The sequence below is a fragment of the Tsukamurella hominis genome, from assembly GCF_965137015.1.
Taxonomy (GTDB): Bacteria; Actinomycetota; Actinomycetes; order Mycobacteriales; family Mycobacteriaceae; genus Tsukamurella; species Tsukamurella hominis.
This window is the reverse complement of sequence record NZ_CBCRZG010000005.1, coordinates 49,799-62,397: the sequence shown is the minus strand read 5'-3', so window position 1 is coordinate 62,397 and position 12,599 is coordinate 49,799. Positions and strand designations below refer to the sequence as shown.

Below are 12,599 nucleotides of genomic sequence, written 5' to 3'. Positions count from 1 at the left end.
ACGTATCGGCTCGCTACAGGACGATCTGGCGGTTGACGTCCTTGTAGAGCAGGTAGCGGAAGTTCGACGGTCCGCCGGCGTAGCAGGCCTGGGGGCAGAAGGCGCGCAGCGACATGTAGTCGCCCTCCTGCACCTCGACCCAGTCGCCGTTGAGGCGGTAGACGGCCTTGCCCTCGAGGACGTACAGGCCGTGCTCCATGACGTGGGTCTCGGCGAACGGGATCGACGCGCCCGGCTCGAAGGTCACGATGTTGCAGTGCATGTCGTAGGCCAGGTCCTGCGGGTCCAGGATCCGGGTGGTGCGCCACTTGTTGTCGGTGCCCGGCATCGGTGAGGGCTCGATGTCGCGCTCGTTGCCGACGGCGACCTTGGGCGTGTGCCCGGCGAGCGGCTCGTACCGCTTGCGGATCCACTGGAAGACGGCGGCACCGTCGGCCGTGTTGGCGACCGACCAGGACGTGCCCGCGGGGATGTACGCGTAGCCGCCCTCGGTGAGGGTGTGCGCCTCGTCGTCGATCGTCACCTGCAGGGTGCCCTGCGTGACGAGGAGGAAGCTCTGGACCTCGGGCTGCGGCTCCGGCGCCTCCGAGCCGCCGCCGGGGGAGACCTCGACGATGGACTGCGCGAAGGTCGTCGAGCCGCCCGCGACGGGGCGGTTGAGCACCCACGCGCGGGTGTTGGTCCAGCCCGGGAAGACCGAGGTCACGATGTCGCGCATGACGCCGCGCGGGATCACGGTGTAGGCCTCGGTGACGATGGCGCGGTCGGTGAGCAGGTCCGTCTGCGGCGGGTGGCCGCCCTGCGGCGAGTAGTAGACGGGGGCGGACGAGCTCATCGGGTCTCCTCGGGCTGGGTGATGGTGGGGCGGTTCAAGGCGAGGTCGCGCACCGTCTCGACGGTGACCTCGGCGGCGGACGCGACCTCGGCGGCGGTGATCGCCCCGCAGGTCACACCGCGGTGGATGAAGGACGCGAGCGCACGCGCCGTCGCCGGCTCGTCCAGGATCGCGGAATCGATGCGGTGCACGTAGTTCCGCAACCGCGTCGCGGCGGCGGGGAAGCCGTCGCGGTAGAAGGCGTAGGTCGCGAGGAAGCGCGTGACGAGCTGCGCCGGGTGCAGATCCCAGCCCTGGTAGATGCCGCGCTCGAGGTGCCGGCGCACGAGCCGCGCGTGCAGGCGCCACGCGTCGACGACGTGGGCCGCATCGCCGATCGGCAGGATGTTCGTGGAGCCGTCCGACATGTGCACGCCGGTGCCGGCGATCGCGAGTTGCATGACGTTCTTGGCGTGATCCGCCGCGGGGTGCTCCATCGACTGGTACTGCGCGGCGATGCCGAGCGAGGCCGAGTAGTCGTAGGTGCCGTAGTGCAGTGAGGTGACGCGGCGGTCGGCGGCGTGCAGCAGGGTCGCGACGGGCGCAGAGCCGTCCGCCCCCAGGATCACCTGCGGCGTCTCCACCTGCACCTCGAAGCGGAGGCGCCGCTCGGCCAGCCCCAGCGCGGACTCGAGGGCGCGGCACGCGTCGACCATCGCCTCGACCTGGCCGACCGTGGTCACCTTCGGCAGCGTGATGGTGAGCCCCTCGGGGAGAGGGCCGACCGCGACCAGCCCGCTGAGGAACAGGTCCAGGGTCCGCAGTCCACGGGCCCGGGTGGGCGCCTCGAAGCACTTGAAGCGGATGCCGATGAACGGGGCCGTCGAGCCGTTGGCCACGGCCTTCGTCACCGCGTCGACGGCGCGGGCCACGTCGGCGTCCTCGGCGTCGTCGCCCCGGTCGCCGTAGCCGTCCTCGAAATCGAGACGCAGGTCCTCGATCGGCTCGTCGGCGAGCTTGCGCCGCACCAGATCCGGGAGTCCCTGATCGTCGAGGCCGACGATGCGGGCGACCTCGTCCAGGCCGCCGGCGGCGTCGGCCGCCGCGAGGGCCTGCTCCCCCCACTCCCGAGTCGTCTCGGGCGTGAAGCGGTCGGCCGGCAGATAGACGGTGTGCACGGGCTGCCGCCGGCCGTCGTCTCCGGGATACGCGCGCGCCAGGAGCGCGTCGGTGTCGGCCAGGCGGCGGTCGATTGCGGCCAGGGCGTCGTCGGAGAGCGAGCGGCTGGGCATGGGTCCTCCGTCAGAGCTAAATGGAAAAGTAATTCCGCATGGTGGAGTCTACGCGGGTCCTGTGCTTCGCACAAGGATATTCGGGCCGTCGTCCGCCCGCCGCGCCCTAGGCCGCGACCTCGTCTCCGCCGATCCACACGCGCGCGACGTCGGCGGGGGTGGCGAGGGAGAAGATCTTCGCGAGCGCGTTCTCGGCCGACGCCGCGTGCCGCAGGCATACGTCGAGCGGCTGTCCGCTGTTCGGGCGCACCAGGATCGCGTCGAACTGGTTTCCCGTCGAGAGATCGCCCACGTCGTCGAGGCCCAGCGCCGTCGCGCCCGCCCGGGTGGCCAGGTACAGCAGGTGGGCCGCGGTGAGCGGCACCCCGTCGGACATCAGGAGCTGCTGCATGAAGTACGCCTGCAGGCCCTCCTTGAACAGGGAGAAGCCGCTGCCGGCGCCCACATCCGAACCCAGGGCCACCTGGACTCCGTGGTCGAGGTGGCGCCGTAGGGGGAACGATCCGCTGGCGAGGGCCGAGTTGGACGTCGGGCAGTGCGCCACCGCGGCGCCCGCGCTCGCCAGGAGCGCCAGCTCGGGGTCGGTCGGGTGCGCGTTGTGCGCCAGCACCGAGCGCTCGTGGATGAGCCCGTGGCGGTGATAGGTGTCGAGGTAGTTCGGCGATCCGGGGAACTGCTCGATCACGGCGGCGATCTCAGCGGGGTTCTCGTTGATGTGGGAGGTGAACCACAGGCCCGGGACGTCCTGCATGAGCGCGGCGCCGCTGGCGAGCATGGCGGGCGTGGTGGAGTACGAGAACCGGGGCGTGACCGCGTATCGCAGCCGACGGTGCCCGTGCCAGCGCTCCGCGAGCTTGCGGCCCTCGTCGTACGTCCGTTCCGGCGTGCTGAGCAGCGGCTCGGGCAGGTTGTGGTCGCTGGTCACGAGTCCCGCGGTGACGCGCACCCCGACCCGATCGGCCTCGGCGAAGAGGGCGTCCACCGCATCGGCGAAGTGTGAGCCGAAGACCAGGGCGGTGGTGGTTCCCGCGGCGGTGAGGCCCGCCAGGAACTCGCCGGCGATGGTGCGCGCGTACTCCGGATCCTCGAGCTTGCACTCCTCGGGGAGCGCGCACTGGTCGAGCCAGTCCAGGAGCGGCATCCCGAGGCCGCCGATGGCGCGGACCTGCGGGTAGTGGACGTGGGTGTCCACGAAGCCGGGGAGGAGGACGCCGTCGCGGACGTCGACGACCTCGGCCTCGGGGTGGCGGTCGGCGATCGTTCGGAAGTCGCCCCGATCGACGATCGTCCCGTCCTGGACCGCGAGGCCGGCATCGTCGGAGGAACGGAGAGCGCCTCCGGTGAAGGGGCTTTCGGGCGTGTCGAGCACCTGGGCGCGGTAGATGATCATGCGGGGTCTCCTGGAACGGCTGAGGGGAACCGGACGAGCAGGTCGGCGGCGACGCTCACGGCGATGGTCGCCGGGTGTTTGCCGCCCAGGGCGCTCAGCCCGATGGGGGATTGGATGGTGTCGATGGTCGCGGCGTCGTGTCCGGCGTCGGCGAGCATGGCGCGGAAGCGGGTCCACTTCGCGGCGGAGCCGATGAGGCCGACGCTGCCCAGGCCCGGCGTCCGCAGGCCCTGGTCGCACAGGCTGAAGTCCTCGGCGTGATCGTGGGTCATGATCAGCACGTGGCAGCCCGCGGGGAGATCCTCGAGGACCTCCTCGGGCAGCATCGAGTGCCGCAGGTGCACGGTGGCCTCACCGGGCTCCAGGGCGCCGGCGGCCTCGATCTGCTCGGGGCGCGAATCCGTGAGGTACAGCTCGACGTCGTGGCGGGACAGGATGCGAGCGAGCTCGAGGCCGACGTGGCCCACCCCGAAGATCGCGACCGCCGGTACCACCGGGAGTGGCTCGAACAGGAGAACCACCTCGCCTCCACAGCATTGGCGCCCGTGTTGATTGCGGGCCTTGTCGTTGAGGCGCAGCGTGAGCGTCTCGGGCGTAGTGACCGTGTCCCGGAGCATCTCCCGGGCGCGGTCGATCGCCGTCAGTTCGAGATTGCCGCCACCGATCGTGCCGAATTCGTCGTCGGAGGTGGCGATCATCTTGGCGCCCGCCTCGCGCGGAGCGTGCCCGCGAACCCCGATCTGGGTGATCAGGACCGCGGGGACGCGTTGCCGACGCAGGCGGGCGGCGTCGCCCAGCCAGGTCATGGCGGGCTCAGCCGAGAGGCGCGGGGGCCGGCGCCGCGGAGGCGGTTCCGGCCGCCGGGACGGGGGTCCGACGGTGACCGTTCCGCCCCGGCCCGGCGGAACGCGCGGACTCCACCGCCCAGTACACCGCCTCCGGCGTCGCGGGAGAGGCCAGCTCCACCGCTGTCCCGGGCGGCCCGAAGGCCGCCGCCGCCTGGCGGAGCGCCTCGCGGACCGAGAAGGCGAGCATGAGCGGGGGCTCGCCGACGGCCTTCGAGCCGTACACGGCACCGTCCTCGTGCGCCTTGTCCAGCAGCGAGACCCTGAAGTCCGGCGGCATCTCGGAGAAGCTCGGCAGCTTGTACGTGCTCGCCGACTGCGTGAGCAGGCGGCCGCGGGTGGGGCGTTCGCTCTCGTCCCAGCGCAGATCCTCCAGCGTGAGCCAGCCGGCGCCCTGCACGAACCCGCCCTCGATCTGGCCGATGTCGATCATCGGCGAGAGGGAGTCGCCCACGTCGTGGACGATGTCCACGCGGCGCAGTCGGTACGCGCCGGTGAACCCGTCGACCTCGACCTCGCTCGCCGCCACCCCGTAGGCGAAGTACTTGAAGGGCACGCCCTGCATCGCCTTGGCGTCCCAGTGCAGCCCCTCCGTCCGGTAGTAGCCGGAGGCGGAGAGCTGCACCCGCTGGAAGTACGCGGCGTGCACGACCTCTTCCCAGCTGAGCTTCTGCGCGGAGGCGCCGAGCCCGCTGATGGTCCCCTCGCTGAACCGCACGTCGGAGGGATTCGTGCCGATGAGTGACGCGGCGACGCCGGCGAGGCGGTCGCGGATCTGCTCGCACGCGTTCTTCACCGCGCCGCCGTTGAGGTCGGCGCCGGAGCTCGCGGCGGTGGCGGAGGTGTTGGGCACCTTGTCCGTCCGCGTCGGAGCCAGGCGGACGCGCGACAGGGGGACGCCGAGCGTGGTCGCGGCGACCTGCAGCATCTTGGTGTGCAGGCCCTGCCCCATCTCGGTTCCGCCGTGATTGATCAGGACGGAGCCGTCCTTGTAGACCAGCACGAGGGCGCCGGCCTGGTTGAAGGCGGTGAGGTTGAAGGAGATCCCGAACTTGACCGGCGTCAGGGCGAGGGCGCGCTTGACGTTCGGGTGCGTCGCGTTGAACGCGGCGATCTCCGCCTCGCGCGCCTCGACCTCGCCGGTGGTGACGACCTGCTCCCACGCGGTCCGGACGCGGTCGGCGTGGCGGACGGGCTGGCCGTACGGCGTGGTCTGGTCGTCGCCGTAGAAGTTGCGGCGCCGGAGTTCCCGCGCGGACAGGCCGAGGCGCGGGGCGCAGGTGCCGAGGATGTCCTCGATGACGAGCATGCCCTGCGGCCCGCCGAAGCCGCGGAACGCGGTCTGTGAGGTCTTGTGGCACTTCGCGATCCGTCCGTGTACCGCGATGTTGGGGATCCAGTAGGCGTTGTCGATGTGGCACAGCGCGCGGGCGAGCACCGGCTCGGAGAGGTCGAGGCTCCAGCCGCCGTCCGCCGTGAGGGTGGATTCGAGGGCCGTGATGAGGCCGGCCGCGTCGAAGCCGACCCGCCAGGTGGCGTGGAAGCCGTGCCGCTTGCCCGACATGGTCATGTCCTGCGTGCGGTCCAGCCGCAGGCGCACCGGCCGACCCGTGAGCGTGGCGCCGAGTGCAGCGATGGCCGCGAAGCCGTGCGGCTGCATCTCCTTGCCGCCGAACGCGCCGCCCATCCGCAGGCACTGCACCGTCACGGCGTTGCTGGGCAGGCCCAGCACGTGCGCCACGATGTCCTGCGTCTCCGACGGATGCTGGGTGCTGGACTGCACGAAGATCTGGCCGCTCTCGTCGACCTGGGCCAGGGAGGCGTGCGTCTCCAGGTAGAAGTGCTCCTGACCCGCGAATTCGAACTCGCCGGTGTACACGTGCACCGCGTCCGCGAAGCCGGCGCCGAGGTCGCCGCGTCGGACCGTCGGACGGGCACCGTGGAAGCTCTCCGCCCCGATGGCGTCGCCCAGCGAGATGAGAGAGGGGAGCGGCTCGAGCTCGAGCTTCACCGCCGCGGCGCCCAGCCGGGCGGCTTCCAGCGTCTCGCCGAGCACCCAGCACACCGCGTGCCCGAAGAACATCACCTCGTCCTCGGGGAACAGCGGCTCGTCGTGCTTGACGCCGGCGTCGTTCACGCCGGGGACGTCGGCGGCGGTCAGGACCCGGACGACGCCCGGTACCCGCAGCGCGGGAGCGGTGTCGATCGAGAGGATCCGGGCGTGGGCGCAGTCGGCCTGGACGGGGTGCGCGTGCAGTGCGCCGGGCGTGCGGCCGACGAGGTCGTCCGTGTAGATGGCGGCACCGCTCACGTGGAGGGCCGCGCTCTCGTGCGGGACGTCGAGCCCGACGACGGGGTTCGCGGGGCGCTCGGACAGGTGGCTCATGACAGCTCCTCTCGGGCCGTGGTCTCGGCGTGGAGCTTCTCGAGCGACCGGCCCAGCATGGCCACCCGGTAGCGCCCGGAGGCCCGGTGGTCGTCTATCGGGGTGCCCTCCCCGCGCAGCACCTCGGCGGCGGCGCGCACGGTGTCCTCGGACCAGGGGCGCCCGACGAGCGCCTGTTCGGTCGCGGTCGCGCGGAGCGGGGTCGCCGCCACGCCGCCGAGCCCGATGGCGGCCCGGGTGATCGTGCCGTCGTCCACGGTCAGCGCGAAGGCGACCGCGACGCTGGAGATGTCGTCGAAGCGGCGCTTGGCGATCTTGTGGAACGCGGTGAGCGGACTCAGCGGCAACGGGATCCGTACCGCCTTGATGAGCTCGTCGGGGCGGCGCACCGTCGCGCGATAGCCGGTGAAGTACTCCGCGAGCGGGACCGTGCGCTCGCCGTCGCGCGAGGCCAGGACGAGGCGGGCCTCGAGTGCGAGGAGCGCGGGCGGGGTGTCGCCGATCGGCGAGCCCGTCCCGAGGTTGCCGCCCAGCGTCGCGGCGTTGCGGATCAGCCGGGAGGCGAACTGCGGGAACACCTGGGCCAGGAGCGGCACGCGCCCGTCGAGGCGGCGTTCGATCTCGGACAGCGTCAGCGCCGCTCCGATCTCGAGTTCGTCCTCTTCCCAGCGCAACTCGCGGAGCTCGGGCAGTCGGTCGATCGCGACCACGAGGGGCTCGCGCCGTCCTTTGAGGTTGACGTCGACGCCGAAATCGGTGGATCCGGCGACGAGGACGGGGGAGTCGCCGGTCGCGAGGAGGTCGAGGACCTCGTCGAGGCCGGCGGGCCGGACGAAGCGGCCCTGCGGTCCGTCGACCACGGTGGGGGCGGCGGCGGGGGCTGCTGCAGCACGTCGGGCGGCGAGCGGGTCGTCTGCCGCGGGCTCCACAGGAAGGCCGTAGGCGGCGTCCCGGATGGGCCGGTAGCCGGTGCAGCGGCAGAGGTTTCCGGACAGGGAGTGCAAGTCGAAGCCGTTGGGGCCGTGTTCCTCGTCGTGCGCGGGGCGCGCGGCGCCGCCCTCGGCCGGCGTGCCGGACGGGGCTCGATCGGGGCGGTAGAACTCGGCCGCCATGCTGCAGATGAAGCCGGGTGTGCAGTAGCCGCACTGCGAGCCGCCGCGGAGCGCCATCGCGGTCTGCACGGGATGCAGGTCGTCGGGCCCGCCGAGCCCCTCGGAGGTGACCACCTCCTGGTCGGCCAGGGCGGCCGCCGGGGTGAGACAGGCGTTGATCGCCGTCCACCGGGTGCGGTCGCCCGGGGCGTCGGGGNCGCCGGGGCGGGCGACGAGGATCGAGCAGGCGCCGCATTCACCCTCGGCGCAGCCCTCCTTGGCTCCGGTGAGGCCCTGGTCGCGGAGCCAATCGAGCGCACTCGTGTGCGCGGGGCCGGTGAAGGGTCGGGATCGACCGTTCACGGTCACATGACATCCGGTCAGCGTTTCGGTCACCGCTGCATCCCTACTGAACCGCGGCGTGCGGTTCCGACAGGCATGGTTTGCGAGGCTGAGCTGGACCGCTGGTTTTCCATGCGAACACGATCCAGTGCATTTCATGGTAGGTGACGGGGGTCACATCGGGAAGGGTTTTTCGGAATCTTCTTTCCGCATCACGGAGTGCGATACGGGAGCCGTTCCGGCTCGACTCTGCGTCGTTGCAGGTCAGCCGCCGATCAACGCGGTGATCGGTCCTCGGACGAAGTAGAGGATGAATCCGATCGAGACCGCCCACAGTAGCCAGTGCGCCTTCTGTCCGCGACCGCTGAGGACGCTCAGGAGCGCCCACGTGATGAAGCCCACGCCGATGCCGTTCGCGATCGAGTAGGTGAGCGGCATGGTGACGATGGTGAGGAACGCGGGCAGCGCGACCGAGAAGTGCGTGAAATCGATCTCCCGGATCTGCGCCACCATCATCGACCCGACCACCACGAGCGCGGCCGCGCCGACCTCCATCGGGATCACGCCGATCAGGGGCGAGAAGAACATCGACCCGAGGAACAGGACGCCGGTCACGCAGGCGGCGAGGCCGGTGCGCGCGCCCTCCGCGATGCCGGACGCCGAGTCGACGAAGACGGTGTTCGACGAGCCGGACGTCGCGCCGCCGGCGACCGCACCCATGCCCTCGATGACGAAGGCGGAGCGGATGCGGGGGAACGTCCCGTCGGGCTGGCCGACGCCCGCTTGGCGGGCCAGGCCCGTCATCGAGCCCATCGCGTCGAAGAAGTTGGTGAAGACCAGGGTGAACACCAGCATCGTGGCGGCCAGGGCGCCCACACGCTCGAAGGCTCCGAACAGGTCGAACTGGCCGATCAGGCTGAAGTCGGGGAGGGCGACGATCTGGCTGGGCAGTTCGGGGGCGCTGAGGTTCCAGCCCTTGGGGTCCGGGTGGGTCGGGTCCCCGACCGTGCCGAGCTTGGCGAAGTGCTGGATCACGATCGCCGCGAGGGTCGCGACGATCATGCCGATGAGGATGGCGCCCGGGACGCGGCGCGACACGAGCACCGCGATGAGGAGCAGGGCGAAGATGAAGACGGCGGTGGGGATCGCGTCGATCGAGCCGTCGTGGCCGAGCTGGACCGGCGGGCCGGCCGGGGTGCGCGTGACGAACCCCGAGTTCACGAAGCCGATGAAGGCGATGAACAGGCCGATGCCGACCGTGATCGCGGTCTTGAGTTCGGCCGGGACCGCGCGGAAGATCGCCGTCCGGATGCCGGTGGCGCCCAACACGACGATGATGACGCCGTTGATGATCACCAGGCCCATCGCCTCGGGCCACGTGACGTCCTTGACCACCGCCACCGCGAGGAACGAGTTCATGCCGAGGCCCGCGGCGAGCGCGAAGGGTAGGCGCGCGATCAGGCCGAACAGGATCGTGATGACGCCCGCCGTCAGGCCGGTCACGGCGGTGACCTGCACGAACCCGAGCTTTCCCTCCACGGCGTCCGACGAGCTGCTCAGGATCAAGGGGTTCAGTACGACGATGTAGGCCATCGCGACGAAGGTGACGAGGCCGCCTCGGATCTCCCGGGGGATCGTCGAGCCGCGGCGGGTGATCTCGAAGAAGCGGTCCAGGAACGGCGCGCCCGCACGCTCCGGGCCGTCGATCCGTTCGGTGCGCGCCGGGTGTTCGACGTGTTCGTCGGCCCCGTTCTGCTCTTGCTGGCTGGTCATGGTGGTCCTCTCGGTCCGAAACGCCGGGCGTGGGCCCGTCGCGTTCAGGCGCTCCGGGGGAGCGGCGGCGAAGTGGGGCTGATCGAAGGCGACGCGTGGTGGCGATCGCGTGGGGCTCCGCAGATGTGCGTTCCGCCCATCGGAAATGTGATTCCGATCACGTCGAGTGAAGCACGCCCCCTCAGGGCTGTCAAGCAGATGTTCTGCGCGATTCTCGACGACTTCCGCCGCGCGGCAACGCTTGCCGGACGTCCATTCACGGGCGACGTCGTCGATGTCGGGTCGCATGCGCTCGGTGTCGTTCCGTATCGTGGCTGGATACTTTCGATCGGCAGGCTTCGTTTGGCCGCTCCGTCGGATACGGAATCCGATGAATACCGCGATACGGAACGCAAGTTGGAATTGTGGGCGTACCGTCGGGATTGGAACAGCAAACAACCAGACGTCCGGGGAGGCGATCATGGCGGGGAAATCCACCTCCGGGGTGCAGTCGGTGGAGCGCGCGTTCGAACTGCTCGAACTCATGGGGCGGGCCGGCGGCGAGTGCTCGCTCAGCGAGCTGTCGGCGGGCACACCGCTCCCTCCGCCCACGATCCACCGCCTGCTCCGGACGCTCGTCGGCATCGGCTACGTCCGGCAGCTGCCCAACCGGCGCTACGCGCTCGGGCCCCGGCTGATCCGTCTCGGCGAGGTCGCGAACCGTCAGCTCGGCGCGGTGGCCGTGCCCGTGCTGCAGGCGCTGGTCGACGAGCTCGAGGAGACGGCGAGCCTCGCTGTGCTGGACGGTGACATGGTGATCTACACGGGCCAGGTGCCCTCGCAGCACAGCATGCGCACCAACAACGAGGCTGGTCGTCGCGTGAACCTGCACAACAGCGGCGTCGGCAAGGCGGTGCTCGCCGAGCTCGACGACGCCCGCATCGTCAAGCTCGTCGGGCAGGCGGGGATCCCGGCGCCGACCCCGAACAGCGTGAGCACCCTGTCCGGGGTCTTCGCCGAGGTGGAGAAGGTCCGCGCCCGCGGCTACTCCATCGACGACGAGGAGCAGGAGGTGGGTGTGCGCTGCTACGCGATGGCGGTGCCCGGTGCGCCGACCCCGATGGCCGTCGGTATCTCCGGCCCCGTCTCCCGCCTGAGCGACGACTTCGTCGACCGTGCGATCCCCGCCCTCGAACGAGCGACCGGCATCATCTCCGATGCGTTGATCGGCGCCCGCGAGATCTGAGCTCCGCTTCGGCGGGATCGGGTGCCTGATCAGTCCGGGTCCGTGCCCCATGGTGAGGAGGACGACCGAGACCGCCAACGCGGCTCGTCGATCACCGGATCGCTTGCGGCTCATCCGGTGTACGACATCGGGGTGCCGACGCTGATCGACCGTTCTCGCGGAGAACCCCGAGTTCTCGAGGCGCCTCGCCGGCGCGGACGAGGTCCTTGATGTCCGTGGAGCGTGCGCGGTCGACGAGGCACGTATCACCCCGATGCATCTCCGAACCGTTGCAACGGAAGGGACCTGCTTGCTCTCGGTAGTCGGAGAGCGCGTCACCCCCGACCGCCACGAAGAACGCGGGGATCAGGAGCAGGATCGCCTGTCCCGCTCGTGCCTTCCACCCGAATCGGCCGCGATCGCCCGGCGTCGATTGCGCGGCACCTCCTGGTGGCACCACGGTTTCCGTCCCGGTGAGCCGAACCGGAATGGATCGCGGCGGCGCGCGGTTGTGCAGGTCATGGCGAAAGTAGTGGTGGCACAGGCGTTCGGAGGGCCGGAGGTCCTCGAGGTGATCGAGCGGGAGCTGCCCGCCCCGGGGCCGGGCGAGGTGGTCGTCGAGTTCAGGGCGATCGGTGTCAACCCCATCGACTACAAGCTCTACAGCGGTGCGTTCGGCGACGATCCGTCGACGCTGCCGCAGCCGGTCGGAAGCGAGGGGGCCGGGGTGGTGACGGCCGTCGGGCCCGACGCCGTCGGACCGCGGGGCCCGATCTCCGTCGGCGACGAGGTCGTCGTCTACCGCGGCGACGGTGTCTACGCCTCGTCCGCGGTCCAGTCGGCCCAGGCGGTGCTCCCGAAGCCCGCGGGCCTGGGCTGGGAGGACGCCGCCGGGCTGCTGCTCACGGGCGCGACCGCGTGGGACGCCGTCGAGCGCATCGGGGTCGCCGCCGGCGACACCGTCCTGATCCATGGCGCAGTCGGTGGGGTCGGGCTGCTGGCGGTGCAACTCGCGCGGCTCCGCGGCGCCACCGTGATCGGCACCGCACGGGCCGCCAACCACGAGTACCTGCGTGGCCTCGGCGCGACCCCCGTCGAATACGGCGACGGGTTGGCGGAGCGGGTGCGCGCTCTGGCGCCGGACGGCGTGAGCGCGGCCATCGACACCGTCGGCACCGACGAGGCGGCGGACGTCTCCCTCGACCTCGTCGCCGACCGGAAGCGGATCGTCACCATCGCGGGATTCGGACGCGCCGTGCAGGACGGATTCCTCGCGATCGGCGGGCCCGACCCGGACAGTGCCCGCATTCGCGACGAGGCGCGCGGCCCGCTGCTGGACCTCGCAGGCGAGGGGAAGCTGGTGAACGCGGTCGCCAGGACGTTCCCGCTCGCCGACGCCGCGCGGGCGCACACCGAGCTGAAGGCTGCGCACCCGATCGGGAAGTTCATCCTGATCCCGTAG

At 71.0% G+C, this 12,599-nt stretch carries 9 protein-coding genes and 1 pseudogene; 2 read left to right on the top strand and 8 right to left on the bottom strand.

Annotated features, from left to right (window positions below):
- Positions 1–13: 13 nt before the first annotated feature.
- From ACM9LD_RS08710 to ACM9LD_RS08675, 8 genes and pseudogenes are all read right to left on the bottom strand, one after another.
- Positions 14–835, bottom strand: a complete 822-nt coding sequence (locus ACM9LD_RS08710; protein WP_415676283.1) for a bifunctional allantoicase/(S)-ureidoglycine aminohydrolase — start codon at positions 833–835, stop codon at positions 14–16.
- A complete protein-coding gene (locus tag ACM9LD_RS08705) occupies positions 832–2,106 on the bottom strand; it encodes a DUF6986 family protein (RefSeq protein ID WP_415676282.1) in 1,275 nt (424 codons plus the stop codon). Before ACM9LD_RS08705 ends, ACM9LD_RS08710 begins: the two co-directional genes overlap by 4 nt.
- 106 nt (positions 2,107–2,212) lie before the next feature.
- Positions 2,213–3,496 (bottom strand): guanine deaminase, encoded by a 1,284-nt coding sequence (guaD, locus tag ACM9LD_RS08700; protein WP_415676281.1) that lies wholly within the window; start codon positions 3,494–3,496, stop codon positions 2,213–2,215.
- The gene (gene xdhC / locus ACM9LD_RS08695; RefSeq protein WP_415676280.1) at positions 3,493–4,302 is read right to left on the bottom strand and encodes a xanthine dehydrogenase accessory protein XdhC; all 810 of its coding nucleotides are present in this window, start codon (positions 4,300–4,302) and stop codon (positions 3,493–3,495) included. The genes guaD and xdhC overlap by 4 nt, the downstream gene beginning before the upstream one ends.
- A 7-nt stretch (positions 4,303–4,309) precedes the next feature.
- Positions 4,310–6,727: a xanthine dehydrogenase molybdopterin binding subunit gene (xdhB, locus tag ACM9LD_RS08690; RefSeq protein ID WP_415676279.1), complete on the bottom strand. Its 2,418-nt coding sequence runs from the start codon at positions 6,725–6,727 to the stop codon at positions 4,310–4,312.
- A pseudogene (locus ACM9LD_RS08685) lies at positions 6,724–8,035 on the bottom strand (xanthine dehydrogenase small subunit); the annotation flags it as partial. The pseudogene ACM9LD_RS08685 and the gene xdhB, both read right to left, overlap by 4 nt.
- A 1-nt stretch (position 8,036) precedes the next feature.
- On the bottom strand, positions 8,037–8,319 hold a 283-nt coding region (locus ACM9LD_RS08680), incomplete at its 3' end, for a 2Fe-2S iron-sulfur cluster-binding protein (RefSeq protein ID WP_415676492.1).
- A 105-nt stretch (positions 8,320–8,424) separates the two neighbouring features.
- A complete protein-coding gene (locus tag ACM9LD_RS08675; protein WP_415676278.1) occupies positions 8,425–9,933 on the bottom strand; it encodes an NCS2 family permease in 1,509 nt (502 codons plus the stop codon).
- A gap of 460 nt (positions 9,934–10,393) precedes the next feature.
- Between ACM9LD_RS08675 and ACM9LD_RS08670 the strand changes: the two genes are divergently transcribed.
- Entirely contained in the window at positions 10,394–11,158 is a 765-nt protein-coding gene (locus ACM9LD_RS08670; RefSeq protein WP_068525409.1) for an IclR family transcriptional regulator, read from the top strand.
- 499 nt (positions 11,159–11,657) lie between these two features.
- Positions 11,658–12,599, top strand: a complete 942-nt coding sequence (locus ACM9LD_RS08665) for an NADP-dependent oxidoreductase (RefSeq protein WP_415676277.1) — start codon at positions 11,658–11,660, stop codon at positions 12,597–12,599.

Coding starts and splice junctions, on each gene's coding strand:
- ACM9LD_RS08710 (WP_415676283.1), bottom strand. CDS start 835: ATGAGCTCGTCCGCCCCCGTCTACTACTCGCCGCAGGGCGGCCACCCG.
- ACM9LD_RS08705 (WP_415676282.1), bottom strand. CDS start 2,106: ATGCCCAGCCGCTCGCTCTCCGACGACGCCCTGGCCGCAATCGACCGC.
- guaD (WP_415676281.1), bottom strand. CDS start 3,496: ATGATCATCTACCGCGCCCAGGTGCTCGACACGCCCGAAAGCCCCTTC.
- xdhC (WP_415676280.1), bottom strand. CDS start 4,302: ATGACCTGGCTGGGCGACGCCGCCCGCCTGCGTCGGCAACGCGTCCCC.
- xdhB (WP_415676279.1), bottom strand. CDS start 6,727: ATGAGCCACCTGTCCGAGCGCCCCGCGAACCCCGTCGTCGGGCTCGAC.
- ACM9LD_RS08675 (WP_415676278.1), bottom strand. CDS start 9,933: ATGACCAGCCAGCAAGAGCAGAACGGGGCCGACGAACACGTCGAACAC.
- ACM9LD_RS08670 (WP_068525409.1), top strand. CDS start 10,394: ATGGCGGGGAAATCCACCTCCGGGGTGCAGTCGGTGGAGCGCGCGTTC.
- ACM9LD_RS08665 (WP_415676277.1), top strand. CDS start 11,658: ATGGCGAAAGTAGTGGTGGCACAGGCGTTCGGAGGGCCGGAGGTCCTC.